Source organism: Photorhabdus noenieputensis, from assembly GCF_018448935.1.
Classification (GTDB): Bacteria; Pseudomonadota; Gammaproteobacteria; order Enterobacterales; family Enterobacteriaceae; genus Photorhabdus; species Photorhabdus noenieputensis.
This window is the reverse complement of sequence record NZ_RCWC01000001.1, coordinates 1-25,583: the sequence shown is the minus strand read 5'-3', so window position 1 is coordinate 25,583 and position 25,583 is coordinate 1. Positions and strand designations below refer to the sequence as shown.

Annotated in this window: 28 protein-coding genes, 1 tRNA gene and 2 pseudogenes; 20 read left to right on the top strand and 11 right to left on the bottom strand. The window is 42.2% G+C overall.

Annotated elements, in window-relative coordinates; all coding sequences use genetic code 11:
• The first annotated feature begins 10 nt into the window (after nt 1–10).
• Nucleotides 11–946 (top strand): LysR family transcriptional regulator, encoded by a 936-nt coding sequence (locus tag EAE91_RS00150; RefSeq protein ID WP_214086740.1) that lies wholly within the window; start codon nt 11–13, stop codon nt 944–946.
• Here EAE91_RS00150 and EAE91_RS00145 read toward each other — a convergent pair.
• Nucleotides 929–1,843 carry a LysR family transcriptional regulator gene (locus EAE91_RS00145; protein WP_214086739.1) on the bottom strand — a complete coding sequence of 305 codons (915 nt, stop codon included), beginning with the start codon at nt 1,841–1,843 and terminating at the stop codon, nt 929–931. The genes EAE91_RS00150 and EAE91_RS00145 overlap by 18 nt on opposite strands.
• Before the next feature lie 106 nt (nt 1,844–1,949).
• Here EAE91_RS00145 and EAE91_RS00140 point away from each other — a divergent pair, with 106 nt between their 5' ends.
• Both EAE91_RS00140 and EAE91_RS00135 read left to right on the top strand, forming a co-directional pair.
• Nucleotides 1,950–2,834, top strand: coding sequence for an MBL fold metallo-hydrolase (locus tag EAE91_RS00140; protein WP_214086738.1), 885 nt, complete (start codon nt 1,950–1,952; stop codon nt 2,832–2,834).
• A 31-nt stretch (nt 2,835–2,865) separates the two neighbouring features.
• On the top strand, nt 2,866–3,507 hold the full coding sequence (locus EAE91_RS00135) for a DsbA family protein (protein ID WP_214086737.1): 642 nt from the start codon (nt 2,866–2,868) through the stop codon (nt 3,505–3,507).
• Between the two features lie 66 nt (nt 3,508–3,573).
• Here EAE91_RS00135 and EAE91_RS00130 read toward each other — a convergent pair whose 3' ends face one another.
• The gene (locus tag EAE91_RS00130; RefSeq protein ID WP_214086736.1) at nt 3,574–4,230 is read right to left on the bottom strand and encodes a prepilin peptidase; all 657 of its coding nucleotides are present in this window, start codon (nt 4,228–4,230) and stop codon (nt 3,574–3,576) included.
• Nucleotides 4,231–4,516: 286 nt separating this feature from the next.
• Between EAE91_RS00130 and rsmE the strand changes: the two genes are divergently transcribed.
• From rsmE to ruvX, 4 genes are all read left to right on the top strand, one after another.
• The gene (gene rsmE / locus EAE91_RS00125) at nt 4,517–5,248 is read left to right on the top strand and encodes a 16S rRNA (uracil(1498)-N(3))-methyltransferase (RefSeq protein WP_036814728.1); all 732 of its coding nucleotides are present in this window, start codon (nt 4,517–4,519) and stop codon (nt 5,246–5,248) included.
• Between the two features lie 9 nt (nt 5,249–5,257).
• Nucleotides 5,258–6,208 carry a glutathione synthase gene (gshB, locus tag EAE91_RS00120; protein WP_214086735.1) on the top strand — a complete coding sequence of 317 codons (951 nt, stop codon included), beginning with the start codon at nt 5,258–5,260 and terminating at the stop codon, nt 6,206–6,208.
• A 108-nt stretch (nt 6,209–6,316) separates the two neighbouring features.
• Nucleotides 6,317–6,880, top strand: a complete 564-nt coding sequence (locus tag EAE91_RS00115) for a YqgE/AlgH family protein (protein ID WP_214086734.1) — start codon at nt 6,317–6,319, stop codon at nt 6,878–6,880.
• Nucleotides 6,881–7,300, top strand: coding sequence for a Holliday junction resolvase RuvX (gene ruvX / locus EAE91_RS00110; protein ID WP_214086733.1), 420 nt, complete (start codon nt 6,881–6,883; stop codon nt 7,298–7,300).
• 108 nt (nt 7,301–7,408) lie between these two features.
• Here ruvX and EAE91_RS00105 read toward each other — a convergent pair whose 3' ends face one another.
• On the bottom strand, nt 7,409–8,422 hold the full coding sequence (locus EAE91_RS00105; protein WP_214086732.1) for a type IV pilus twitching motility protein PilT: 1,014 nt from the start codon (nt 8,420–8,422) through the stop codon (nt 7,409–7,411).
• 21 nt (nt 8,423–8,443) lie between these two features.
• Between EAE91_RS00105 and EAE91_RS00100 the strand changes: the two genes are divergently transcribed.
• The 6 genes from EAE91_RS00100 (at nt 8,444) to EAE91_RS00075 (ending at nt 13,863) form a co-directional block, all read left to right on the top strand.
• Entirely contained in the window at nt 8,444–9,139 is a 696-nt protein-coding gene (locus EAE91_RS00100; protein ID WP_214086731.1) for a YggS family pyridoxal phosphate-dependent enzyme, read from the top strand.
• Between the two features lie 25 nt (nt 9,140–9,164).
• Nucleotides 9,165–9,986, top strand: a complete 822-nt coding sequence (gene proC, locus EAE91_RS00095) for a pyrroline-5-carboxylate reductase (protein ID WP_214086730.1) — start codon at nt 9,165–9,167, stop codon at nt 9,984–9,986.
• An 18-nt stretch (nt 9,987–10,004) separates the two neighbouring features.
• Nucleotides 10,005–10,553, top strand: a complete 549-nt coding sequence (locus EAE91_RS00090; RefSeq protein WP_214086729.1) for a YggT family protein — start codon at nt 10,005–10,007, stop codon at nt 10,551–10,553.
• A gap of 26 nt (nt 10,554–10,579) precedes the next feature.
• Nucleotides 10,580–11,173 (top strand): XTP/dITP diphosphatase, encoded by a 594-nt coding sequence (locus EAE91_RS00085; protein WP_214086728.1) that lies wholly within the window; start codon nt 10,580–10,582, stop codon nt 11,171–11,173.
• Nucleotides 11,166–12,296 (top strand): radical SAM family heme chaperone HemW, encoded by a 1,131-nt coding sequence (gene hemW / locus EAE91_RS00080; protein WP_214086727.1) that lies wholly within the window; start codon nt 11,166–11,168, stop codon nt 12,294–12,296. The genes EAE91_RS00085 and hemW overlap by 8 nt, the downstream gene beginning before the upstream one ends.
• Before the next feature lie 904 nt (nt 12,297–13,200).
• On the top strand, nt 13,201–13,863 hold the full coding sequence (locus EAE91_RS00075) for a hypothetical protein (protein WP_214086726.1): 663 nt from the start codon (nt 13,201–13,203) through the stop codon (nt 13,861–13,863).
• A 215-nt stretch (nt 13,864–14,078) separates the two neighbouring features.
• Here the strand turns inward: EAE91_RS00075 and EAE91_RS00070 are convergent, their stop codons facing one another.
• From EAE91_RS00070 to trmB, 5 genes are all read right to left on the bottom strand, one after another.
• A complete protein-coding gene (locus EAE91_RS00070) occupies nt 14,079–15,044 on the bottom strand; it encodes a siderophore ABC transporter substrate-binding protein (protein ID WP_214086725.1) in 966 nt (321 codons plus the stop codon).
• 117 nt (nt 15,045–15,161) lie between these two features.
• Complete coding sequence (locus EAE91_RS00065) at nt 15,162–15,884, bottom strand: YggN family protein (protein ID WP_214086724.1); 723 nt, start codon at nt 15,882–15,884, stop codon at nt 15,162–15,164.
• Between the two features lie 47 nt (nt 15,885–15,931).
• Nucleotides 15,932–16,858, bottom strand: coding sequence for a glutaminase B (gene glsB, locus EAE91_RS00060; RefSeq protein WP_214086723.1), 927 nt, complete (start codon nt 16,856–16,858; stop codon nt 15,932–15,934).
• A gap of 209 nt (nt 16,859–17,067) precedes the next feature.
• Nucleotides 17,068–17,394 carry a YggL family protein gene (locus tag EAE91_RS00055; RefSeq protein ID WP_049583164.1) on the bottom strand — a complete coding sequence of 109 codons (327 nt, stop codon included), beginning with the start codon at nt 17,392–17,394 and terminating at the stop codon, nt 17,068–17,070.
• Nucleotides 17,394–18,113, bottom strand: coding sequence for a tRNA (guanosine(46)-N7)-methyltransferase TrmB (gene trmB, locus EAE91_RS00050; protein WP_214086722.1), 720 nt, complete (start codon nt 18,111–18,113; stop codon nt 17,394–17,396). Before trmB ends, EAE91_RS00055 begins: the two co-directional genes overlap by 1 nt.
• 366 nt (nt 18,114–18,479) lie before the next feature.
• On the opposite strand from trmB, the gene mutY reads away from it, so the two are divergent.
• The 4 genes from mutY to EAE91_RS00030 all read left to right on the top strand — a co-directional run bounded on the left by mutY (nt 18,480) and on the right by EAE91_RS00030 (nt 21,196).
• Entirely contained in the window at nt 18,480–19,520 is a 1,041-nt protein-coding gene (mutY, locus tag EAE91_RS00045; protein ID WP_214086721.1) for an A/G-specific adenine glycosylase, read from the top strand.
• A gap of 30 nt (nt 19,521–19,550) precedes the next feature.
• Complete coding sequence (locus EAE91_RS00040) at nt 19,551–19,823, top strand: oxidative damage protection protein (RefSeq protein ID WP_036776906.1); 273 nt, start codon at nt 19,551–19,553, stop codon at nt 19,821–19,823.
• 63 nt (nt 19,824–19,886) lie between these two features.
• Entirely contained in the window at nt 19,887–20,960 is a 1,074-nt protein-coding gene (gene mltC, locus EAE91_RS00035) for a membrane-bound lytic murein transglycosylase MltC (protein ID WP_214086720.1), read from the top strand.
• 160 nt (nt 20,961–21,120) lie between these two features.
• Nucleotides 21,121–21,196, top strand: a tRNA-Phe gene (locus tag EAE91_RS00030).
• 318 nt (nt 21,197–21,514) lie between these two features.
• Here EAE91_RS00030 and EAE91_RS00025 read toward each other — a convergent pair.
• The 3 genes and pseudogenes from EAE91_RS00025 to EAE91_RS23975 all read right to left on the bottom strand — a co-directional run.
• Complete coding sequence (locus EAE91_RS00025; protein WP_247982967.1) at nt 21,515–21,799, bottom strand: TraI domain-containing protein; 285 nt, start codon at nt 21,797–21,799, stop codon at nt 21,515–21,517.
• 365 nt (nt 21,800–22,164) lie between these two features.
• A complete protein-coding gene (locus tag EAE91_RS00020; RefSeq protein WP_244868576.1) occupies nt 22,165–23,016 on the bottom strand; it encodes a DNA methyltransferase family protein in 852 nt (283 codons plus the stop codon).
• Nucleotides 23,017–23,049: 33 nt separating this feature from the next.
• Nucleotides 23,050–23,187, bottom strand: a pseudogene (locus tag EAE91_RS23975) (DUF1281 domain-containing protein); the annotation flags it as partial.
• On the opposite strand from EAE91_RS23975, the pseudogene EAE91_RS24860 reads away from it, so the two are divergent.
• From EAE91_RS24860 to EAE91_RS00005, 3 genes and pseudogenes are all read left to right on the top strand, one after another.
• Nucleotides 23,187–24,150: pseudogene (locus EAE91_RS24860) on the top strand (VENN motif pre-toxin domain-containing protein); the annotation flags it as partial. The pseudogenes EAE91_RS23975 and EAE91_RS24860 sit on opposite strands and share 1 nt — an antisense overlap.
• Nucleotides 24,151–24,841: 691 nt before the next feature.
• A complete protein-coding gene (locus tag EAE91_RS00010) occupies nt 24,842–25,288 on the top strand; it encodes a hypothetical protein (RefSeq protein WP_214086719.1) in 447 nt (148 codons plus the stop codon).
• 32 nt (nt 25,289–25,320) lie between these two features.
• Nucleotides 25,321–25,467, top strand: coding sequence for a hypothetical protein (locus EAE91_RS00005; protein ID WP_214086718.1), 147 nt, complete (start codon nt 25,321–25,323; stop codon nt 25,465–25,467).
• Nucleotides 25,468–25,583 lie beyond the last annotated feature (116 nt).

The following is a 25,583-nucleotide window of genomic DNA, read 5'->3' as shown; positions in this document are numbered from 1 at the left end:
GGAACAATTTATGTCTTCTTGTTCATGGCGCCATATTGAAATCTTCCATGCGGTAATGACGACAAAAAACCTGACAGAAGCGGCTATTTTATTACAAACATCACAACCAACCGTCAGTCGTGAATTAGCACGATTCGAGCATCTAATAAAATTCAAACTATTTGACCGAGTAAAAGGCCGCCTGCATCCAACAGCACAAGGATTACGCCTTTTTGAAGAAGTTCAGCGCTCTTATTATGGACTCGAAAGAATAATGAATGCGGCTGACAATATACGTAAATTTCAACATGCTCAGCTTTCCATCGCCTGCCTGCCGGTATTTTCTCAATCACTATTACCGAAGGTTTGCCATCACTTTATCCGTCAATATCCTGAGACTAATTTAACCATCATTCCACAGGAATCACCGCTACTGGAAGAGTGGCTCTCAGCTCAACGCCATGATTTGGGTTTGACAGAACATTTGCAGACACCACCGGGTACACAGAGAGAAACATTGATCACACTGAATGAAATTTGCGTATTGCCTGCCGCTCATCCTCTCAGTCATAAGCCGTTATTGACTCCCGAAGATTTCAGCGAACAAAATTTTATCAGCCTTTCGATAACGGATAGCTACCGGCAGCTCATTGATGGAATATTCGCAGAACACCATATTCGCCGACGCATGATTATGGAAACTCATAGTGCTGCATCAGTATGTGCAATGGTGCGCGAAAGCATTGGTGTTTCTATTGTCAACCCACTGACCGTACTCGATTATCTGGACAGCCACGGCAAATCTGAAATATGCGCTCGCCCATTCAGTATCAACATTCCTTTTACTGTCAGCCTGATAAAGCCCATCCACCGCCCTTCTTCTGCCCCAGTCGATACTTTTATTGAACACCTAAAAGCACAAATTGCCCTATTTCCTCAAAAACTAAAGTCAGCTTTTCAACATTAGTGCTTGCCAGTACGGAGAAGAAGCAAACCACTGAACCAGAAAATCCAGTAATGCCCTCAGCGTTGCTGGCATATTTTGACGGCTGGCATAAATACCATAAATTCCCATAGCCTGAGGTCGATATTCCGGCAACAACTGAATCAATTTTCCTGACGCCAAATGCGAAGCGACAGAATAATAGGGTTGCATGGCGATTCCCGCTCCTTGCAACGTTGCTTCCATTAACACCATCGATTCATTAGCACTCAAAATACCGCTAACAGGAACAGAATATTTTTCCCCTCGGCGTTCAAATAGCCAAAGACTTTTGCCAAAGAAGTTATAAGTCATACAGTTATGCAGGGCTAAATCAGCAGGCTTTTGAGGACGCATTTTTCCCATCAGGTAGGAAGGGGCCGCGCAAACCACAGAATGACATGTCGATAACGGTCTGGCGATCAAATTCGGTTCCAGATTATTCGTGATGCGTAACGCTAAATCTATCCGCTCCTCAACCAAATTTATTGCCTTATTGCTCATTTGCATATCAATAGCTATCTGAGGGTAAATCTGCATAAACTCAGGAATCGCCACAGACAACGCGCTCACCGCCAGAGATTGAGAACTGCTTATCCGCAAAAGGCCACTCAGCTCCTGTGCTTCCACTGGTTGATGAACTGGTATCTCTTCCGCCAATTGCAATAATTTACGACTGCGCTGATAGGCGATCTCTCCTGCCGATGTCAGGCTGATCTTTCTCGTTGTACGATGTAACAGACGTACTCCCGCCCACTTTTCCATTTCAGCCAGATAGCGGGATACCATTGCCCGCGACATATCTAACCGTTCCGATGCGGCAATCATGCTGCCTTGTTCTACAATTATAGTGAACACTTGCGCAGCAGTGACTCTATCCATCAATTAGCTCGATTTATGCAACAAACAATTGCCAATTATGCGGTTTTTTCATCGAAAAACGCAACTTATTATGAACCTTGCTACACACAACATCAGGAATTTAATCATGACTCGCAAAACAACACTAAATATTGCGCTGGCAGGTATCCTTTCCTTGGGTACCATTTCTCTGGCACAAGCCACTAACCTAAAACTGGATGTTTTCAATCCAGGTGAAAGAAGCATATTTCCCGTCTCTTCTGAGCTCATCATCGGTGATAGAGAAGTTGTACTGATCGATGCTCAGTTCCAAAAAAATGACGCTGAAGCACTGGCCAGAAGAATTAAGTATACCGGCAGAAAACTGACAACTATCTATATCAGTCAGTCTGATCCTGATTTCTATTTTGGCCTTGATACACTGACCAAAGCGTTCCCTAACGCCAAAGTCATTGCATCACCAGAAACCATTAAAGAAATCAAAAAGACCAAAGATGGCAAACTGGCTTATTGGGGAGGTGTTCTGAAAGAACAGGCCCCCAAAAAAGTTATCGTGCCGCAACCGTTGGAAGGTAACACTTTTACAGTTGACGGTGAGAAGTTAATCGTCGAAGGTCTTGATGGCCCTGCGGCCGACCGTACTTTTGTTTGGATACCAAAACTGAAAGCGGTAGTAGGCGGTGTCACCGTTTCAGGCAACATTCATGTCTGGATGGCAGATACACAGACTAAAGAATCGCGTAAAAACTGGATGCAGACACTAGATCGTATACAAGAGCTGAAACCAACAGTTGTAGTTCCGGGACATTTCATTGGCAACACACCAATGACATTGGAATCAGTCAAATTTACGCAAAGATACCTGACTACTTTTGAAAAAGAGCTGGCAAAAGCGAAAGATTCAAAAGCGCTGATAGCCGCAATGGAAAAGTGCTATCCAAAACTTGCAGACAAATCCAGTCTCGAATTAAGTGCCAAAGTGCTGAAAGGCGAAATGAAGTGGCCCCAATAAGTGAACTAACTCTTTTTCAGGAATAAGTAATATGCCCGGAATGACTCTGCATTATATCTATGATCCACTATGTGGCTGGTGTTATGGCGTTTCCTCTCTGATACAAGTAGCAAAAGAGGTCGCAAATGTGAAAATTGAATTGCATGGCGGCGGAATGCTGACAGGTGATAACAGACGCCAAATAGACAGCACATGGCGTGATTATGTCCTTAGTCAGGATAAACGGATCGCAAGCCTTACCGGGCAAATTTTCAGTGAGCAATATGTCGCACTGTTAAATGATAAATCACTGATTATGGATTCATTACCACCAATATCAGCCATTCTTGCAGCAGAAAAGTTGGCTGGCAAAGGTGTCGAAATGTTACTGGCAGTACAAAAAGCGCATTATGTTCGTGGATTAAAAATCAGCGAAACTGAAACATTATTGAATTTAGCAAATGAGTTGCAGCTTGATTCAGAACTGTTTCAGCAAGATCTGACACTGAATAATGAATCAGAAAGTCTCCAACATATTAGGAAAAGCCGTGAACTATTGGCAGCAGTTGGCGGTTCAGGCTTCCCTACATTTATTTTAGAAAATAACAGAAACGAGCTATCTATTATTTCTCTTGATAAATACTTGGGACAACCCAAACGTTGGCAAGATGCACTGATTCACTGTCAGTTTTAATACCACAGTTTTGATACCACAATTTTAACTACTGGCACCCATACATTTTCAGCTATCGGGTGCCATTCACGATAATCCATCTATTCCCAATAAGTGCATATAGATCATTATGACCGCAGAAATGGCTATATATGGGCCAAAAGCAACAGACTCTGGATACTTTCCTCGTATTCTCCACATCCACAAACACCCAATAACACCAAACAGCGAGGATAAAAACATTAATAAAGGAATTGCGCCAATCCCCAACCAAGCACTAACCGCCGCCATTAACTTAAAATCACCATATCCTAACCCTTCTTTATGACAAATTATTTTGAATAACCAATAGAGCGACCATAAAATCAAATAACCCGCAATCGCACCTGTCACAGCGTGTTCAATAGGCACAAAAGTTTGCTTCAAATTCAATAATAACCCTAACCATAAAAATGGATAATTTATTATATCTGGCAATAACTTAATTTTTATATCAATAAAAGAAAGTATAATTAACACCCAAACAAATATCAAAACAACATATAAATGAAAATTCAATGGAAAATAAATCATAAAGAAAGCTGTTATAAACAGCGTTACTAATTCAATCTGAAAATAACCAAAAGCTATTTTTTCATATCTATAAATAATTTTAATAAATAGTGATACCGTTTTATTCAAACTTATTCCCACCACTATTCCAACAAAAATAGCTAAAACAATAACTTTAATATTAAAGTCCACTTAATAAAACACCTCCGGTTTAATTATATAATGAATACTTCACCCAAATAAAAAAACAAACATCCACTATATTTTCGGCATAAAAATATAATAATAAACACCACTACTTTAAAACAACAAAATAAATATAAAACGACCAAATTAAATATAAATATGCGAGCAGACTCGCAACATTTATTCAGAGATAACAATCTGTAGCGAGATAGCTTGATAACTGGATTAAGACTCCATTATCATACCCTCCATTATTTATTGCCTTATGCCCCCGCAGGAAGGAAAGAAAAACATGCGTATACCCCGCATATATCACCCGGAATTACTCTCATCGAACACTGAAATTTATCTGAGTGATGAGGCGGCTAACCATGTTGGGCGGGTACTCAGAATGACTCATGGTCAACAGTTACAACTGTTTGATGGCAGTAATCAGATCTTCAACGCTCAGATCACCGAAGCTAGCAAAAAATCTGTCAAAGTACATATCAGCAACAGCGAACTTGCCGATAATGAATCACCACTGAATCTCCATCTGGGGCAAGTCATATCCCGCGGTGAGAAAATGGAATTCACCATTCAAAAATCTGTAGAACTAGGGGTAAATGTTATTACGCCTTTAATTTCTGAACGTTGCGGTGTAAAGCTGGATGGAGAACGGTTGGCTAAAAAACTTCAACAGTGGCAGAAGATTGCTATTGCTGCCTGTGAACAATGCTGTCGCAACCGTATACCTGAAATTCGCCCAGTGATGCAACTCGAACACTGGTGTGCGGAAGATGATGGCAGTTTAAAATTAAATCTACATCCACGAGCCAGCCAAAGTATCAATACCCTGCCTTTACCTGTCGAAAAAGTGCGTTTGCTGATCGGCCCGGAAGGCGGATTATCGATAGATGAAATTGCTATGACAGCTAATTACCAATTTACTGATATCCTATTAGGACCACGGGTACTGAGAACAGAAACGACAGCGCTCACCGCAATTACTGCACTACAAGTGCGTTTCGGCGATTTGGGTTAAGGAGAAAGAATGATCAAACTCGGCATCGTGATGGACCCTATTTCATCCATCAACATCAAGAAAGACACCAGTTTTGCCATGCTATTGGAAGCACAACACCGCGGCTGGGAACTCCATTATATGGAGATGAGTGATCTCTATCTGCACCAAGGGGAAGCCCGCGCACGTACCCGCTTATTGCAGGTAGAAAACAGTCCACAACAATGGTATCAGTTCGATAGAGAACAAGATCTGGCACTGGAAACATTAGATGTCATCCTGATGCGCAAAGATCCGCCATTTGATACCGAATACATTTACGCCACTTATATCTTGGAACGCGCGGAAGAGAAAGGCACGCTCATTGTCAATAAACCACAAAGCCTGCGTGATTGTAACGAAAAACTCTTCACCGCCTGGTTCCCTGATTTAACACCAGATACATTAGTGACTCGCAATGCCGTTCAGTTGCGTGAATTCCACCAGAAACATGGCGATGTCATCTTTAAACCACTAGATGGTATGGGCGGTGCATCGATATTCCGCCTGAAAAAAGATGATCCAAACGTTGGGGTTATTATTGAAACCCTGACGGAACATGGTAATCGCTTCTGTATGGCCCAAAATTTCTTACCCGCGATAAAAGAAGGCGATAAACGAGTATTAATTGTCGATGGTGAACCCGCTCCTTATTGTCTGGCTCGCATCCCTGCCCAAGGTGAAACTCGTGGTAATCTTGCTGCGGGTGGCCGTGGTGAAGCTCTCCCACTTTCAGAAAGTGACTGGGCTATCGCCAGAGCTGTTGCTCCGACTTTAAAAGAAAAAGGGTTAATTTTTGTTGGTCTGGACATCATTGGTGACAAACTGACTGAAATTAATGTCACCAGCCCAACCTGTGCACGCGAGATAGAAGCCGCTTTCCCTGATATTTCAATCATTGGCATGTTAATGAATGCGATTGAAGAACGGTTAAAGAAATAAAAAATTCTTTTTGCGAATTTGCCTGTCAGGGTTTGTCATTTATACTTTTAGCCCACATACTGTGGGCTAAATAATCCTTACATAGCAAGGTTAATTACTAGAAATAAAATGAATCTACAGCACCATTTTCTTATCGCCATGCCCTCATTATCTGATCCCTATTTCAAACGCTCAGTTGTTTACATTTGTGAACATAATGAAAATGGGGCAATGGGATTGGTGATAAATAAACCTATTGAGCAAATCTCCGTTCGGAAAGTTTTACAAAAGCTGAAAATATCACCAGAAGATCGGGATGAAAATATCAATCTAAACAAACCTGTCATGACTGGCGGCCCACTGGCTGAAGATCATGGTTTTATATTGCACACCCCCAAACTAGGTTTCAGTTCAAGTATCAAAATTTCCGATGACACAATGATCACCACATCCAAAGATGTCCTTGAAACCTTGGGTACACCACGCCAACCAAAACAGATATTGGTCACGTTGGGGTACGCCAGTTGGGAAAAAGGCCAACTTGAAAAAGAGATAATGGAGAATAGTTGGCTAACGGCAAATGCTGATCCACATATTATTTTCAACTCACCCATTGCGGACCGCTGGCGTGAAGCGGCATCTTTGCTCGGTATCAATATCTACAATATTGCGCCACAAGCAGGACATGCGTAGATGAGTAACCGTACAATAATGGCTTTCGATTTTGGCACCCGCAGCATCGGCGCAGCCATCGGACAAGAAATCACGGGTACCGCCAGAGCATTAACCTCGTTTAAAGCCACAGATGGTATCCCCAATTGGCAGCAAATCGAAAAATTGCTTAAAGAGTGGCAACCCGATCTGGTTATCGTTGGTCTTCCCCTCAATATGGATGGCACTGAGCAATTCGTCACAGTGCAAGCACGTAAATTTGCAAACCGGCTGCATGGCCGGTTTGGCGTACAAGTCCAGCTCCAAGATGAACGCCTGACAACGGTTGAAGCCCGCGCTCATCTGTTTGACCGAGGTGGTTACAAAGCCTTAAATAAAGGAAAAGTAGATGCTACTTCCGCTGTTATTATTCTGGAGAGCTGGTTTGAACAGCACTATTAACAGCGTAATAGCTAATAATGTAATAACGATCAACTAACAGTAACAGCGATCAATTAACAGTAATCGTATAACCGCGATTCGCGATTAACTGATAGCATTTTCTTTAACCTACCTCTCCGTTTGCTCTGCCAGTAATCCCTGCAATTTACGCTGCTGCCAGCCTTGTTCGTAGGTTTGCATCCCACTGGCAGCGCCCGTCTGCATAAGCGTTGTTATTTGATGATTTTTTCCTTCTCGTATCAGATGACTCACAGCCTGGTTAACCACCAATACTTCATATACAGCAATTCGCCCCCCTCCCAGTGCAGAAACTAATTGCTGTGCTATCACGGCTTTCAAACTGCCTGCTAGCTGACTACGTACCCATCCTTTTTCTTCAGCAGAGAAAATATCTACCAACCGATCAATTGCCTGCACAGCACCTCTGGTATGCAAAGTCGATAATACTAGATGCCCAGTCTCTGCCGCAGTTAACGCCAAACGTATTGTCTCCTTATCCCGCAACTCACCCAACAGCAATACATCAGGATCTTGCCGCAGAGCCCCTTTTAACGCGGCCTGATAACTGGGCGAATCCAATCCAATTTGTCGCTGTTGTATCAGACAATTGCGGCTGTGGTGGATAAATTCCACGGGATCTTCCAATGTAATTATGTGCTGACAACTGTGGCTGTTCAGCATATCCACAATAGCAGTTAACGTTGTCGACTTCCCGCTGCCTGTAGCGCCGGTCACTAGAATCAACCCACTCTCTTCCCGCAAAGCCATTTCACGGATAATTTCAGGTGCTTTTAGCTGTTCTAGGGTTGAACACCGAGAGTGAATTAAACGCAAAACGGCTGACAACCCAGAGTGCTGACGAAAGATGTTGCCTCTCAATCGTTGACCATTTTCTGTCTCCAGCGCAAAATCCACATGTCCACCAGTTAATAACTGTTGTCGCTGATTTTCTGATAAAAACTGTCTACTCCACTCTTCCAACAATAGATTATTTACAGATGACAGTTGAGTTTGCGGGCAAAGCACTCCATTTATACGTAATACAGGAACTTGTCCAATACAAAGATGCAGATCTGAAGCATTATGCTTTACACTAAGGGCCACTAACTTATCCATATTCATTTTTTAATCTCCTGAGTCACCATGAACAATATCGAACAAAATTTACAAGATGTCAGGACCCACATCGCCATTGCCGCACAGAAATGCGAACGCGCTCCAGAAGAAATTACCTTGCTTGCAGTTAGTAAAACCAAACCTGTGGAAGATATCGAAAAAGCAATCGCTGCCGGGCAACGCCAGTTTGGTGAAAATTATGTGCAGGAAGGTGTGGAAAAAATTGCTTATTTTGCAAATTGTAACGATTTGGTATGGCACTTTATCGGTCCGTTACAGTCTAATAAAAGCCGTTTGGTGGCAGAAAATTTTAACTGGTGCCATACCATTGACCGCTTAAAAATAGCACAACGCTTGAACGAACAACGTCCAAAGGGAATGGAACCACTGAATATTCTTATTCAAATAAATATCAGTGATGAACAGAGCAAATCAGGTATTCAACTTGATGAACTACCTACTCTGGCTGCCGAAGTGAACAAACTACCAAACATAAAGCTCCGCGGTTTAATGGCAATCCCGGCGCTGGAACCTGATTATGAACGTCAATTGGTGGTTTTCAGGAGAATGGAGCAAGCCTTTCTTAATCTGAAAACTGAATATTCTCAAATAGATACCCTCTCAATGGGGATGACTGATGATATGGCTGCGGCTATTAATTGCGGTTCCACATTAGTACGAATTGGAACAGCAATTTTCGGTACCCGTCAATATCACAATTAACCATTTCAACGCTACGAGGTATTTAATGGAAAAACGTAAAATTACCTTTATTGGTGCGGGTAATATGGCTCACGCCATCATAGCCGGATTGGTAAAAGGAGGGTACCCTGCTGAGCTGATTAATATATGCGCACCAAGTCATACTCGCCGTGATGCCTTGGCAAAAGAGTATGGCGTTAACAGCGGTAGTGACAATATTCGCTACGCACAGGAAGCTGACGTTGTTATTCTGGCGGTAAAACCACAAGTGATGGCAGATGTTTGTCAGCCGCTGAAAGAAAACGTAGATTTCAGTAACAAACTGGTTTTGTCTATCGCCTCAGGTATTTCCGTTGCACGCTTTGATGCTTTATTACAAAACAAACTCAATATTGTCCGCATTATGCCAAACACGCCGGCATTAATTGGTCAGGGGTTGAGTGGATTATTCGCATCTGAACAAGTCGGCCAGTCTGACCGTGATTTTACTCAAGCATTAATGAACAGTGTCGGTAAAACTTACTGGCTAAAAGATGAAAACGGCATCAATGACATTATCGCCGTAGCAGGCAGTGCACCCGCTTATTTCTTCCTATTTATGGAGTCAATGCAACAGGAAGCAGAACGTTTAGGTTTTGATAGCCAAACAGCCCGTGAAATTGTTTTGCAAACGGCAATAGGTTCTGCGGCACTGGCCGCATCAAATGTAGATCTCCCTTTTGCAACCCTGCGTGAACAGGTAACATCTAAAGGCGGTACTACTGCGGAAGCATTACGTATCTTTTACGAAGGCAAATTGCCGGAAACCGTATCCAACGCTATGCAAGCGGCTATTCGCCGGGCACAGGAAATGGAAAAACACTTTTAATTTTATCAAGGCTGCTAAATGCAATTTTTAACCTTTATTCTATTCACAGTTCTGGATTTATACATTGCTGTTTTATTACTTCGTGTATGGATGCAGTGGGCTCGCTGTGATTTTTATAATCCATTTGCCCAATTTATTGTGAAAATGACTCAACCGATCGTTCGGCCGTTACGCCGAGTTATACCGGCTATTGGATCGCTCGATACGGCCTCCATTGTTGTCGCATACTTTTTGGTATTGTTTAAATTTATCACGCAAATTTTGTTCAATAGCGGCGAGGTTGCTTTCCACGCGCTTCTCCTTCCCATCGGGTTAATCGAGTTGCTGACAGCAGCAGGTAAACTGGTATTTTGGTTAGTGCTGGCACGTGCTTTGCTAAGCTGGATAAGCCAGGGGCGCAATCCGATTGACTATGTTCTGATGCAACTGACAGAACCGTTGATGGCACCTATCCGCCGTATTATCCCAACAATGGGCGGCCTTGATTTTTCAGCAATGATCGTCATTTTGATCCTCTACGCACTGAACTATCTTCGCGCTGATGTTCTTTCATGGCTGATACAGTAAATAAGAATTAAATTGGATTCAAAATAATGCAAAAAGTCGTTCTGGCAACCGGCAACCCCGGAAAAGTTCGTGAACTGGCACAATTACTGGCTGATTTTGGTCTGGATATTGTTGCTCAAACTGAATTAGGCGTAGATTCAGCCGAAGAGACTGGGCTGACATTTATTGAAAATGCCATTCTTAAAGCTCGCCACGCAGCACAAGTTACCGGCCTGCCGGCAATTGCGGATGATTCTGGTCTATCCGTAGACATCCTTGGCGGCGCTCCAGGCATCTATTCAGCTCGTTATGCAGGTGAAAACAGCACCGATCAGCAAAATCTAGAAAAACTGCTAGATTCGATGAAAGATATTCCTGATGATCAACGTCAAGCTCAGTTTAACTGTGTGCTGGTTTATATACGCCACGCGGAAGATCCAACACCACTGGTATTTCATGGCCGCTGGCCGGGGATTATCGCCCGCCAACCCGCCGGTAATGGTGGGTTTGGTTATGATCCTATCTTCTACATACCGGAATTAGGGTGTACTGCCGCTGAATTAACTGGTGAACAAAAAAATGCCGTTTCGCATCGTGGTCAGGCACTAAAGATGATGTTGGATACACTACGTAATGCTTAAGCTCCCACCACTAAGTCTTTATATCCATATTCCGTGGTGTGTACAAAAGTGTCCTTACTGTGATTTCAACTCTCATGCATTGAAAGGTGATGTTCCGCACCAAGAGTATGTTGACCATCTATTGGCAGATCTGAAAACGGATCTGCCAATGGTCAATGGTCGGGAAGTTACCACTATCTTTATTGGTGGTGGAACCCCTAGCCTGCTTAGCTCACAGGCAATGCAACAATTGCTGGATGGTGTCCGTGCCCTGCTGCCAGTATCGCCACAAGCTGAAATTACTATGGAAGCTAATCCGGGCACTGTGGAAGCCGACCGCTTTAGTGGTTATCAACAAGCGGGTATTAACCGAATATCCATTGGCGTGCAGAGTTTCAGCCCGGATAAACTGGCACGTCTTGGCCGTATTCACGGGCCAGATGAAGCCAAACGGGCAGCACATTTAGCCGCTAGTCTGGGGCTACGCAGTTTTAATCTCGATTTGATGCATGGTTTGCCGAACCAAAGCCTTGATGAGGCGCTAGATGATTTACGTCAAGCAATCGAGTTATCACCACCGCATCTTTCATGGTATCAGTTGACTATTGAACCTAATACCAGCTTTGGCTCTCGCCCTCCCGTTCTGCCCGACGATGACGCTTTATGGGATATCTTTTCACAAGGTCACCAATTGCTGACAGCAGCGGGTTATCAGCAATATGAAACTTCTGCTTATGCCAAAACAGGCTATCAATGCCAGCATAATCTCAACTACTGGCGCTTTGGAGATTACCTTGGTATTGGCTGTGGCGCTCATGGAAAAATCACATTTGAAGATGGCCGTATTCTGCGTACAGTGAAAACCAAACATCCCCGCGGATATATGCAAGGACGCTATCTAGATAAACAGCATCAGGTAGAAAATGAAGATCGGCCATTTGAATTTTTTATGAACCGATTCCGTTTACTTGAAATGATGCCAAAACAAGATTTCAGTGATTTCACCGGATTATCTGCGACCTCAATCCGTGCTCAAATTGAACAAGCCCTAGCCGCAGGTTATCTCTCTGAAACAGTAACACACTGGCAAATTACGCAAAAAGGTAAACTATTCCTAAATTCATTATTGGAACTATTTCTCTAGTACAAGAATTGCTTTTGGAAAATTCAGTTTCACAAAGATCATCGTGTGCATAAACTCGTATACCGCTATTAGTTTCGAGTTTATCTATAATACCCTATGGATTTCAAGATGCATCGCGACGGCAAAGGAGTGAATCCCCGAGAGCATAGCAAACTATGTGACCGGGGTGAGCGAGTGCAGCCAACAAAGAGGCAACTTGAAAGATGACGGGTATACAATGCATTGCCCCTTACTGAACTTCACAGTAGGAGCTCCTCGTTAGACGAGGATAACTAAATGCGCAGTGTCTCAATCAATAGCTATAACACTAAAAAATCTCCGGTCCCCAACGGTTAATAGAGTTGATAACACATCATTTTTATCAAAATGAAGAGGATAACTATAAATAATACTCATTTATAGCTGTACTTAAATAATCATAACTTTTATACCAAGAAAATTAATAACCGAAGAATGACTTGAATATTCTATCAAGACTGATACATCCAATATATAAAATCATTATATTTTATATATCATTACTGTAATCACAAATTAAATAATATATAAGTCACAACTCAATTAAAGCATTAAAATAACAATTAAATTATCAACAATAAAAATCCAGCATGTAAAAAACAAAATAAACATTCGTTAACTTTCCTATAAATATATTTACCCATGTAGATAATAATTAATATTGATTGTTAAAATACACATTAATTGCATTTTAATAAAATTATATTTATTACAAGATTAAAGCTATAATTTTTAATATCTGTGAATTACAACACAATAATATTACTTAAGTTATCTCAATTAAGATTACACTTAATTTTCTTTCTGTTATATTTTTATTGATAAGCACAAGCATTCTCAAGAATCATTTTTAACTTTAATAGGAATAGGAAATTAGGAATAAAAAATGAACATTGAAAATAAAGAAATGTTATATACTTTATCCAAAGAAGACCTCGCTACAGCACTGACTCCGTATTATAAAGATTTTTATGATCAACTTTCGGATTACCAAAAAGCAAATATCAACCTTGACATGGTTGTAAATGATGCTCACAAGAGATTACTCCTTAATAATTTAACTCATCTTCGCATTGATAGAGAATTAAAACCAATTGAATACGCAGGTGTATCTCCATGTATTCTTGCCATTGGTACGGTTGTTGCTGATGCTTTTGGTCTTGTATTCCAATTTTTAGGTATAAATGAAGCTGAAACTCGTGCAGCCACACGCGCATTATTAAAAGAGTTAGGCCAGGATACTCTACGTGGATTACTTGCTACAATCGAAGACTTTAAAAATGCGACTTCTATTCTTGATAAAGCGAAGATTATTTGGTCATTAATTTCTGAAATTAAGAATGCTGTAGGTTTTTCTGGAATAATCAAGGCATTAAAGGACTCAATGCATTGGTATGACTGGGTAATTACTGGGGTAACCGCAGCAGCACAATTAACTATATGGTTTGCTACAGATGGAGCCGCATTTATTGCAGAACTAGCTATGGCTGGTGCTGCTATAGCTACATTGGGGATTGATGCGGCAAACGCAGTTCATGTTTGCCCATAAAACCTTTATTTGTAATCTTATTTAACTATGAAAGAACTTATTATTTATTATAAGTTTCTTCCAATATAAACAACTGAAATTAAATCTGATAGTCACCGGTAATATTAACTGTCAAACTAACAGCCTATCCCATTAAGGCTACTGGGATAGGCTCTAAAACAACGCACTATAGAACTTCAATCACAGCCCAATTCAACATAACAAAAGCGGCCTGATTAAAGGGCATCAGCTACAGCATTAACTTGTGCAGTTAAGCTTTCCAAACCACCACCTGATAAATACCACAGATCAGATTTCAGGTAAGTAATTTTGCCATTCTTATACGCTGAAGTAGACTTTATTTTATCATCTTCAAATTTTTCTTTGTCCAGCTTACCTGCACCAATTGCTTCACTACGGTCAATAATGAGAATCACATCAGGATTGGCCTTAGCAATCATATCAGAAGTCACTACAACAAATTTGTTTTTATCTTCACCAGCAGGAATAGATACTTCTGCTTTCTGTGCCTTAACCACGTCATACACTACGCTCTGGTTATTCAGAGCTAATTTACCTGCGTTATGCAGTAATACTAAAACTTTTGCATCAGAAGATTTAGCTTTATCCTGAGCTTTAGCAATGGTTTTTTCCAGCTCAGCAAGTTGATCTTTCACTTCACTCTGTTTATTAAACAATTCACCTAATAACGTTATGTTACTTTCAACTGAAGCCAGATAATTTTTGCTATCAATTCCCAGATTAATTGTCGGTGCTATTTTTGACAGCTTTTCATAGGAAGAAGTTTGACGCCCGCTAATAACGATCAAATCAGGTTTAATTTGCGCCAATTTTTCCAGATTTGGCTCTTTCATCCCCCCCGCATTTTCTACCCCTTTAGGTAAGCTATTACGGAGATATTCAGGAGTATTACCAGTAGGTAATGCAACAACCCTATCTGATAAACCTAATTTAACTAATGAATCATAAATACCGAAATCAAATGAAACGACTTTCTGAGGATTTTTTTTGACCTCAGTTTCACCGGAAAGGTGCTTAACTGTGATCTTATCATTAGTCTGAGCTGTAACTACATTGGGTGTAACTATATTTGGTTCAACTACAGAAGATTTCTGACTAAATGCGGAATGGCTTGCAACAGCAAATAACGATACCAGAACGACAGGGATTATCTTTTTCATATATCGCACTCCAAGAAAGGATATTTAGTAAACATTTGCATTCTAGGTAGCGAAAAAAATATGTCAATCTAAATAAGAATCAATTTCAAATTGATTCTTATTTGTGATTATTAGAAATTATTTAATAGAATTCAGTAACTCAATTCTTTGTTGCTCAAGGCCACTGACCTTACCGCAAACCTCTTTGCCAAAACGCTGGAAATCTTCTTCCTGAACCCGCCATTCAGCTTTCAAATTATTCTGCAATCCACCCAAGCTACCAAGCAACGATTGTAATGCCTGATTATTATCACCATTCAGGCTAAATTGTTTATTGCCAATCTCATTAATACTGTCCTGTAACACCCCACCAAGACTTTGCTCGATTAAGCTACGGCTATCTTTTTCAACCTGCTTAATCGCTTGATGATGGAATGCCATACCATTAGAACGAGTTTCAATAATTCGGTCTATTTGCTGGTTAAGCCCTGACTCAAGCTCAGACAACCGATTACGCACATTGCTATCCTTGCCAATAGTATCTACTACTACTTTATCCAAGGATTTACGGGCTGTTATCAAGTGTTTTCCGGTTTCTTGTTTAATCCAAGGCAAATCCTGTCGTAAAGCCTGCTGATAACGTTGGGCTTTTTGACGCTGTTCAGTATTTAAACTTAAGTTCTTACCATCACGAATTACTGAACCATCCGGTGAAATCTGGAGATTGCCACTTGCCCCCACAACCTGAACTGATTGAGAAGTAATAATAATGTCATTCTGTGGATTTACCTGGCATTCATAACCTGCCTGAGCCTGAGCAACAAATAGCAAAGATGCAACAGTGATAATTTTGCGTAACATGTTTTCTCCTAAGAAAATCACCTGAGAATTAAAAAACGGATTGAGAGTTAAAAAACGGATCGCCCAACACGATCGGCTAACAATTCTAGGGCAGCACAACCCGCTAAAGAGTTCCCCGATCGATCCAATTCCGGTGACCAGACAGCAACAGTAAACTCTCCTGGCACGATACACACGATCCCACCACCAACGCCCGATTTGCCTGGCATACCAATCCTAAATGCAAACTCGCCGGAACCATCATACATACCACAGGTCATCATCAATGCATTAATCTGCCGGGCCTGACGAGGACTAAGGATTTGTTGCTCAGAACCTATCGTACTCCCCTGATTCGCCAAATAAATGAAACATTTTGCAAGCTCAATACAGTTCATTTTCAAAGCGCAATAATGAAAATAAGTTTGCAGTACCGCAAGCACATCATTATCGAAATTACCGAAAGATTTCATCAGATAGGCAATCGCCGCATTGCGGTGAGAATGTTCCATTTCAGAACGAGAAACTTTGCTGTCGTAACAAATATCAGGACAACCAGCAAGTTTGCGCACCACTTCCAGCATACGCTGTTTCGGTGCACTCAATCGCGACTGCAACATGTCACAGACAATTAATGCACCCGCGTTAATAAAAGGGTTACGGGGTTTGCCTTTTTCCAGTTCCAACTGAACTAATGAGTTAAACGGCTGACCAGAAGGTTCCTGCCCAACCCGTTGCCAGATCTCTTGTTCCTGATAACGCGTCATGGCTAGAGTCAGGCTTAATACCTTAGAAATAGATTGAATCGAAAAACGCTTCTCAGCATCTCCGGCATGAAATATCTGCCCATCGATGGTACAGATAGCTATTGCCAGGTTATCAGCAGGAACTTCCGCCAATGCAGGAATATAATTTGCCACTTTCCCTTGGCCAATCAGGGGACGAACTTGCCGCAAAATATCCGACAATAACGTATTAGAGAACGTTGTACTCACTGATTTTACTCCAGACAGGGACGCTCATTAATCACCAAGGCCCCTGTTGTAATTCATGCAAGCTATTTTATAGCGATATACCCGTTATCTTTCAAGTTGCCTCTTTGTCGGCTGCGCTCACTCACCCCAGTCACATAGTTAACTATGCTCCCGAGGATTCGCTCCCTTGCCGTCGTGATGCATCTTGACATCCATAGGGTATAGATTAATCAATCCCACCAAACATCAAACAATTCGGAGGTCATGACATCTTCCATACCGCGATCCTTCAACCATTTTTCAACCAATTGGCGGTGTTCTTCTGTACACATACCAATTTTTTGCAAACAGATTAAGCCTTCCCAATGCAGATAACCGCTGGCATCCAATGCTAAGCCATTAGATTCAATCAGCTCATCAATAAATGCATCAACAGTGCTATCGATAATATCTACAGGTGTATTAGACGGGAAACTCCACTTAACAGAAAAACCCAATTCCTTAAATTCATCAATATGCATCTTTTTACGCAAACGACGACTGCGGTTTTTAGCCATTACTTAATCCTCTTAAACATTATGTCCCATACGCCATGCCCCAACCGCTGACCGCGCAATTCAAATTTCGTTATCGGGCGTGAAGATGGACGCGGTACATAATCACCATTTTCAGACAAATTACGGTAATTATCTACGCCATTCATCACTTCCAACATATGCTCAGCATATGGCTGCCAGTCAGTCGCCATATGAAATACGCCACCCACTTTCAACTTGCTTCTTATCAGTTCAGCAAATGGCGGCTGTACAATCCTGCGTTTATTATGACGTGCTTTATGCCACGGATCGGGAAAGAAAAGCTGTACCATTTCCAAACTATTATCCGGGATCATGTTTTCCAGCACTTCAATCGCGTCATGGCACATCACCCGCAAGTTACCAATATTTTCATCTTCTGCGGAAGCCAGACAAGCGCCAACACCAGGTGCATGAACTTCAATCCCAAGAAAATCTTTTTCTGGATTCTGACTTGCCATAGTGACAAGTGATGCCCCCATGCCAAAGCCAATTTCCAACACCACAGAGGCTTCTCGCCCAAAAAGTGCTGCCAGCTCCAGCTTTTCTGCCTGATACTCAACACCTATTTTTGGCCAGAGATTATCAAGAGCTTGTTGTTGACGATTAGTTAACCGGCCCTGACGACGAACAAAACTCCTAACACGGCGCAACGTCCTGCCATTTTCATCAAATTCCGGCGAAATTACGTTATTTATCATGGTATTTCTGTCAGTTTTAAAGGCATTTATTCAGCCGTTTATGGCTGCTTTACCAGCAAACCACCTATCCCCGTCATCTTTCAAGTTGCCTCTTTGTCGGCTACACTCACTCCCCCGGCCACATAGTTCTCTGTGCTCCCGGGGATTCGCTCCCTTGCCGTTGCGATCCATCTTGAAATCCATTGGGTATAAAAGAGAGCGCATTATCCAAAGATGGGCGATTTTAGCAAGTCCGATAGTGACAAGTACAATTTTAATACGAAATTGCGTAGCGCTGCGAAAACAAAGTTCCGGTTTACAGCGAGGTTACACTATGTTGCAATCCTATTCACGAAACATTGATTTTCCCTAAAGACAATTATCCCAATGATGGAAGCAAAGCAATTCTCCGCAGTGGTACTGGATTGGTACCATCGTTACGGTCGTAAAACCCTGCCCTGGCAATTGGAAAAGACCTCTTATCACGTCTGGCTTTCAGAAGTAATGTTGCAACAAACTCAAGTTGCAACGGTTATTCCCTATTTTCAGCGTTTTATTTCACGTTTTCCCGATGTGGCTTCACTTGCCGCAGCCCCCCTTGATGAAGTCCTTCATTTATGGACCGGCCTTGGTTACTATGCTCGCGCTCGTAATTTACATAAAGCAGCACAACAGGTTGTGGAGCGGCACCAAGGTAAATTCCCGACAACTTTTGAAGATGTTGTCGCCCTACCTGGCGTTGGTCGTTCAACAGCGGGGGCAATCCTTTCACTTTCTCAAGGTAAACATTTCCCGATTCTTGATGGCAACGTTAAACGGGTATTGGCCCGCTGTTATGCCGTGGAAGGTTGGCCCGGTAAAAAAGAGGTTGAAAGCAACCTCTGGCAAATCAGCACCAATGTAACGCCAGCGCAAGAGGTGGAATATTTTAATCAGGCGATGATGGACTTAGGCGCAATGGTTTGCACTCGCAGCAAGCCGAAGTGTGAAATCTGCCCATTAAATCAAGGATGTATTGCTTACGCTAATCATAGCTGGACCAAATATCCAGGGAAAAAACCTAAACAGAGCATTCCTGAGAAAACAGCTTATTTCCTGTTGATGCAGAATCACGATTCTGTCTGGTTAGAACAGCGCCCCCCAACCGGGATCTGGGGTGGTTTGTTTGCGTTTCCTCAGTTTGAGAGCATGGATTTACTAAATGGCTGGTTAGAACAATCAGGTATTTCTCACAGTAAACATGAACAACTCACCGCATTCCGCCACACATTTAGCCATTTTCATCTAGATATTGTGCCGATAAAAATAAATATTTTATCCTTTACTACCTGCATGGATGAAAATAGAGGACTTTGGTATAACTTACAGCAACCCGCAACTGTTGGGCTGGCAGCACCAGTTGAATATCTATTACAGCAACTGAGCTGAATCCCATACCCACTATTTTGAGGATTTATTATGAGCAGAACTGTTTTTTGTACTTTCTTACAACGTGAAGCCGAAGGACTGGATTTTCAGCTTTATCCGGGCGAATTGGGCAAACGCATTTTCAATGAAATTTCTAAAGAAGCATGGGGACAATGGATGAGCAAACAAACCATGCTGATCAATGAGAAAAAACTCAATACCATGAACCCGGAAGATCGTAAATTGCTTGAACAGGAAATGGCTAAATTCCTGTTCGAAGGTCATGATATTCAAATTGATGGATATACCCCACCAGAAAAATAATATTTAGCTTTCATCAGAGCCAGCGGCTCTGATGTTGTATTCAATACCAGATGGCAATGTAAGATGAAAAAACTGTTAGCACTGTTTGTTATTGCCCCAATTCTTGTTTCCTGTACCAGCAACAAAAATCGTGAATACCGTGAAGAATATATAAAAGATACCAATGGTTTTGACATTTTGATGGGCCAGTTTGCTCATAACATTGAGAACATTTGGGGGTTGCATGAAGTATTAATTGCAGGCCCAAAAGATTACGTAAAATATACTGATCAATACCAGACTCGCAGCCATATCAATTTTGAAGCTGGAGCGATCACGATTGAAACAATTTCTCCAATTGACCCTACAGCCTATTTACGCAAAGCCATTATCACGACCTTATTAATGGGCGATGATCCGGGCTCCGTTGATCTTTACTCTGATACTAACGATATCCAAATCAGTAAAGAACCTTTTCTGTACGGACAAGTGATGGACAATAACGGCCAACCGATTCGTTGGGAATGGCGAGCAACACACTTTGCAGATTATCTGATTGCCAACAAATTACAAAAACGCCAATCCGGTTTACATGTCATTTGGTCTGTCACTATACAACTGGTCCCAAACCATCTGGACAAACGTGCTCATAAATATCTGCCACTGATTCGTCAAGCTTCCATTAAATATGGCATAGATGAATCCCTAATTTTGGCAATTATGCAAATAGAATCCAGCTTTAATCCCTATGCAGTCAGCCGTTCTGATGCACTTGGATTGATGCAAGTTGTACAACATACTGCTGGCCGTGATGTCTTTAAGATGAAAGGTAAATCAGGGCAACCAAGCCGTAGTTATCTATTTGATCCAGAAAACAACATCGATGCCGGCACAGCATATTTATCGATATTACAAAACAGTTATTTGGGTGACATTACTAACGCAACGTCTCGCCGTTACGCGGTAATAACAGCTTACAACGGTGGTGCCGGTAGTGTATTACGGGTATTTTCCAGCGATAAGAAAAAAGCGGCTCAAATTATCAATAAAATGGCACCAGGTGATGTTTATGAAACCCTGACAACCAAACATCCATCAGCAGAATCACGTCGTTACTTGATGAAAGTCAATACTGCCCAGAAAGGCTATCATCATTAAAACATTAAAATATTAAGAAAATAACGGAGAGCAATTTTTCTACTCTCCGTTATTATTTTGCTTATATTGCTAGCTAATCGAATAATTTCAAAGCATAAATCACTATTTCCAAAGAAATCTATTGACGAGTTCTACCGAATACGGTTTAATGCGCCCCGTTGCCCGGATAGCTCAGTCGGTAGAGCAGAGGATTGAAAATCCTCGTGTCGGTGGTTCGATTCCGCCTCCGGGCACCAATCCAAAGCGCGTTGGTTGAGAGATAAAAAAGCTCAACGGGCGTTCGATACTGGAACCTAAAAATGCATCGCGTGTCATTATTCAATCATGCAATATTTCGATGTTAATTAAAGGGATTCTAGATTCGGGATATCTGAGAAATCAGATGTCCTTTTTTTGTTCGAGCGCAATACTTACAAGTTCTATTGCAACTGTCAAGCCATCCAAACTAAAATCAATGAATTAATTAGCACGATGTTGTATATCGGTTGCTTAGATTTCCCAATTGATCAGCAAAGGGTCAATGATGGGAAATTGCATCGGTTCAAAAAAATTCCCTATCTTGCGACAGGGAATGATTTAGCTGCCGGAAGTTGTTGCATCAATGCAACACACTCATGTAACGGGGCCAGCCACAATGCCTGATAGTGTGTTTTAGGTAATGCACTGTTGTCCCACAGACACTGTAAACACTGCCGTCGCCGGGAAATATCCAGCAAGAGCCTGGACTCAGACGGCAAAAAGTAGCCTGCTTTGGCCGTTTCTGGGATGGAGGTGGGTTGTGGAAGTGACTTTTTTCCTGCGGAGGTTCCCGCCAGCAGGATTTTAATTTTTTTCAACACGATTAATCTCCTCTTTTTTCCCAAAACCCTAATACATCCTCTGGCAGGGACAAGGCAAAACTCTTTTCCGGGAATAAAAATTAATCGATGAAAACCACACGCAATGATTCAAACGTTTCCAATTCCGTCACGGGTAAACGAAGCGTGTATCCGGTCATTTCGTTGAATCAATCATGATAAGTACAAAAGGCAAATGACGGCTCATGATAAGAAAGGATTAAGGGAAATAGAATGTGTCCAGTGCATCTGGGAAGCACTACCGATTCAGACCAAAACGTGTCAGGGATAAACAAAACAACTTTAATCGATTTATTTTTCATCTCCGTCCTGTTGGATAAAACTCCGGCCCAAGAGCCGGAATTGGCTTAATCTAGTGTCTCAAACCGTTTGAACTTCATGCTGCTTACGATTTTTCCTGAGACGACACACGACCAGTTTCCCAGCCAGTGTACCGGAGTATACATAACCCGATGACGTTCATTTGTCAGCGCATTACCTATCACCACCTCACCGGGTATTCCCAGCAGAGAAAGCTGGATATAGGCCATCGAAGCAGCCACAACATCAATATCAACACAGGATACCCACATATGCCGGGTAGGGTTATAACCCGACGCTTTCAATATTTCCGCCATCGCAATGACCATACAACCGCACCACAAGCCGGCCGTATAAGGTAAAAAAGGTTGCTTCGTTAAGCGTGGCCCGATGTCACTCAACTGCATTTCTGCCATTACCAGGCTGACGGGCCAGGGGGTAAAGAATTGTTTAAGATGCTTGCCGCCCAGATTCATCTCCATAAAAATGCTGCCAAGAAAATCATGGGGTTCACATTCCAACCCTATGATGACATGGACAAGCAGTTGAGATAACCGGCTCACATCTTCCGGTTCATAATGTTTTATGATTTGCAAATACTGTTGTTCCAACTTACGGTCTGGGCGAACAGCATTATGCAGACTAATCGCCGCACACGGCACAAAATAGCCAAATACCCGATAACGATGAGGGTAACGCGCCGTTTCATTCAATAAATCCATAAACGCTTTTTTGTGATTAATCAATGCAGACAAAACGTGTTCCTGAAAAAAGGGGGAACACGCCCCCTCAGAGGAAATATTCCCCAATGGGTAAATCGCCGGCGTCATATCCGCCGGCAATAGCGTTATCAGACGCTCAGGTAAACCTGAACCTGTTTTTTCTGTCAATTCACCCAAGGAATTTCCCTGCGGGATAACATTGTCAGCGCACTAACATCCGTCATGTGAAATATTGCCGAGAATGTAGGCCGGCCCTATCACCTTACGGACACCATCTTCCTCACCAAATTCCAGTTCATCAAAACTGCCAGCTTCCCACTGTCCATTCTGGTATTTGTCATAACCACAACATTGAACAGCAGAGTGCGAGCGTCAGCCTAGGCCAACCGACCGCCGGTCAGGTTCTCAATAATCTGGCGGTCAATGGACTGACGGGGACTCATAACTCAGGCCATGACAGCGGCACCACGCACGCTGCCGTCAGTGGTGGCAATCTGATTATCCGGGATAAGGCACACCAGACGCAGGATGTCGCGAACTTAAGTCGCGATACCGATAATGCCGCGAATGTCCTGAGTCCGATATTTGATAAGGAAAAAGAACAGCAACGGCTGAAACAGTCGCAACTGATTGGCGAACTCAGCGCCCAGATGACCGAGATAGCCAGTACCGAAGGGAAAATTATCGCCACCAAAGCAGCGAAAGCGAAGCTGGACCATATCAGTGAACCGGACAAAGCCGCGGCCAGAGAAAAATTGATCAACGCAGGTAATAAAGACCCCTCGCCAGCGGATATCAATAAAAATCTATGACACCGCTTACACGCAGGCGCTGAATGAATCGGGCTTGGGGACCGGCGGAACCTATCAGAAAGCCCTACAGGCGGCCACCGCAGCGATTCAGGGCTTAGCGGGGAATAATCTCGGTCAGGCGCTGGCCGGAGGGGCTTCACCGTATCTGGCCGGGGTGATAAAAGAGCTGACGACTGACCCGCAAACCCATCAGGTGGATATTGCCACCAATACGCTGGCCCATGCGATTTTAGGCGCGGTAGCGGCAGAGGTCAGCGGCAATAATGCCTTGTCAGGCGCAGCCGGTGCTGCTTCCGGTGAGCTGGCCGCTCAGGTACTGATTACGCAACTTTACAGCGACGGGGCCAAAGTCAGTGAGTTAACGGAGGAGCAGAAGCAAACTATCAGCACCCTTTCCACCTTGGCAGCAGGATTGGCAGGCGGTATTGCCGGTGACTCCACCGCCAGCGCCATTACCGGGGCTCAAGCCGGGAAGAATGCGACGGATAATAACTTCCTGGGAAAACTGATAACAGAAGGGTGTGCAATAGCTGCTCCATGTCGAGCCAAAGTGGCAGAAAAAGTCCTGGAGATAGGCGTTAAGGCGGGTATAACCGGAATAGTGGCAAAGGAAATTGCTGATAAGATTTCTTCAGAAGACTTAGACCATCTGATTATGCTTCAGATGATGGGAAATGATGAAATCACACAGAGTTACCTAAATACACTTCAGGATAAATACACTCAAGTTGCTAATCCAACTAACCTACCAACACATACCGGCGGTGATCAATCCGGTGATATAAGGAAATACCCTAATCATACCGGCAATACGGAAGGTAAGCCGGATGTAGGTAGTAATACGACAGTGACACCAATTCCTGATGGGCCAACGAAAGATGAGCTAATCTATTTATCTGATAGTAATGAATACGTCCCTAGCCCTAAACATGCTCCTGGAGGTTGGGGTACTCCAATGGATTTAACTAATTCAAAAGCCCAAGAAGTTTTGAATAATTCTATTCAAGGTGGAAAGCAACGTTATGGTATAGCTGACGGAAATTATATGAGTTTCAGCCAGACAATGCCGGTGGTTGGCATGGTTATCCAATACCTGGCAACGAAGCCCCTCCGAAAGTACTACGAGAATTTCTCTCTAGAGGTGATATCAGTAAGTCTGAGTATAATAAAATGATTGAAGGAAAATGATGATGTATAAATTAAGAATTGTATTGTTAGATGAAATATCATCATATGATGAAGGTAATCTTATTAACCTTATTTTATATAAAGATAAAGAAAATTTTTCTATTTTTCATGGGAAAGTCAATGTGTCTGAGTTTATTTTATGGATGAAAGATAATGAATCTAATATCCGCTATGTTGATCTACCTGATCATAATTGTAGTATTGACTCTATTGCTTATTACATACATGAATTTTACGAAAAAATAGATGTGGATAATGAAAGTCTTATAGATATGATGTTCGAGTATCGAGCAAGCCATTGTTTTAAATTCGCTGCACGAGGGGTTAATTTCCCTGAAATATATATTGGAAAATCAGGTGAAAATTATGAATTATCCTTATATACAAATAAGGGAGAATGGCGATACTTGATTGATATTGATGATCTTTTCACCCATATATTACACTAATAAAGATCCCGGGTTTATGAACTGCCCCCCAAATGTTAGACAATCATCCGACATTTAAAAGGGACAGTTCACTACGTCCGGGAAAAGTGGCTTATCAGGCTAAAAAATCGGTCACGGTAGGGGTAGCTGGTAACGGCTATTCCTACCGCGACCGATTGAGAAGACCCGCTTTGATTTAAGATTCAGCGCCTTTAATCAAAGCGGGTAACTCTCTTCTTTTCAAATCGAAGTATCAGATCTAATCTGAACTAATACACCACTCACAAAATGTACAGGCCCATACACCAAAAGAAAC

Bases quoted from the DNA above. Each gene is read 5' to 3' on its own strand.
- ruvX (WP_214086733.1), top strand. From the start codon at position 6,881: ATGAGTAACCGTACAATAATGGCTTTCGATTTTGGCACCCGCAGCATC.
- EAE91_RS00140 (WP_214086738.1), top strand. From the start codon at position 1,950: ATGACTCGCAAAACAACACTAAATATTGCGCTGGCAGGTATCCTTTCC.
- EAE91_RS00115 (WP_214086734.1), top strand. From the start codon at position 6,317: ATGAATCTACAGCACCATTTTCTTATCGCCATGCCCTCATTATCTGAT.
- proC (WP_214086730.1), top strand. From the start codon at position 9,165: ATGGAAAAACGTAAAATTACCTTTATTGGTGCGGGTAATATGGCTCAC.
- EAE91_RS00070 (WP_214086725.1), bottom strand. From the start codon at position 15,044: ATGAAAAAGATAATCCCTGTCGTTCTGGTATCGTTATTTGCTGTTGCA.
- trmB (WP_214086722.1), bottom strand. From the start codon at position 18,113: ATGATAAATAACGTAATTTCGCCGGAATTTGATGAAAATGGCAGGACG.
- gshB (WP_214086735.1), top strand. From the start codon at position 5,258: ATGATCAAACTCGGCATCGTGATGGACCCTATTTCATCCATCAACATC.
- EAE91_RS00075 (WP_214086726.1), top strand. From the start codon at position 13,201: ATGAACATTGAAAATAAAGAAATGTTATATACTTTATCCAAAGAAGAC.
- EAE91_RS00100 (WP_214086731.1), top strand. From the start codon at position 8,444: ATGAACAATATCGAACAAAATTTACAAGATGTCAGGACCCACATCGCC.
- EAE91_RS00040 (WP_036776906.1), top strand. From the start codon at position 19,551: ATGAGCAGAACTGTTTTTTGTACTTTCTTACAACGTGAAGCCGAAGGA.
- mutY (WP_214086721.1), top strand. From the start codon at position 18,480: ATGATGGAAGCAAAGCAATTCTCCGCAGTGGTACTGGATTGGTACCAT.
- rsmE (WP_036814728.1), top strand. From the start codon at position 4,517: ATGCGTATACCCCGCATATATCACCCGGAATTACTCTCATCGAACACT.
- mltC (WP_214086720.1), top strand. From the start codon at position 19,887: ATGAAAAAACTGTTAGCACTGTTTGTTATTGCCCCAATTCTTGTTTCC.
- EAE91_RS00135 (WP_214086737.1), top strand. From the start codon at position 2,866: ATGCCCGGAATGACTCTGCATTATATCTATGATCCACTATGTGGCTGG.
- EAE91_RS00005 (WP_214086718.1), top strand. From the start codon at position 25,321: ATGTTAGACAATCATCCGACATTTAAAAGGGACAGTTCACTACGTCCG.
- EAE91_RS00090 (WP_214086729.1), top strand. From the start codon at position 10,005: ATGCAATTTTTAACCTTTATTCTATTCACAGTTCTGGATTTATACATT.
- EAE91_RS00055 (WP_049583164.1), bottom strand. From the start codon at position 17,394: ATGGCTAAAAACCGCAGTCGTCGTTTGCGTAAAAAGATGCATATTGAT.
- EAE91_RS00010 (WP_214086719.1), top strand. From the start codon at position 24,842: ATGTATAAATTAAGAATTGTATTGTTAGATGAAATATCATCATATGAT.
- EAE91_RS00085 (WP_214086728.1), top strand. From the start codon at position 10,580: ATGCAAAAAGTCGTTCTGGCAACCGGCAACCCCGGAAAAGTTCGTGAA.
- EAE91_RS00145 (WP_214086739.1), bottom strand. From the start codon at position 1,843: ATGGATAGAGTCACTGCTGCGCAAGTGTTCACTATAATTGTAGAACAA.
- EAE91_RS00065 (WP_214086724.1), bottom strand. From the start codon at position 15,884: ATGTTACGCAAAATTATCACTGTTGCATCTTTGCTATTTGTTGCTCAG.
- hemW (WP_214086727.1), top strand. From the start codon at position 11,166: ATGCTTAAGCTCCCACCACTAAGTCTTTATATCCATATTCCGTGGTGT.
- EAE91_RS00150 (WP_214086740.1), top strand. From the start codon at position 11: ATGTCTTCTTGTTCATGGCGCCATATTGAAATCTTCCATGCGGTAATG.
- EAE91_RS00105 (WP_214086732.1), bottom strand. From the start codon at position 8,422: ATGAATATGGATAAGTTAGTGGCCCTTAGTGTAAAGCATAATGCTTCA.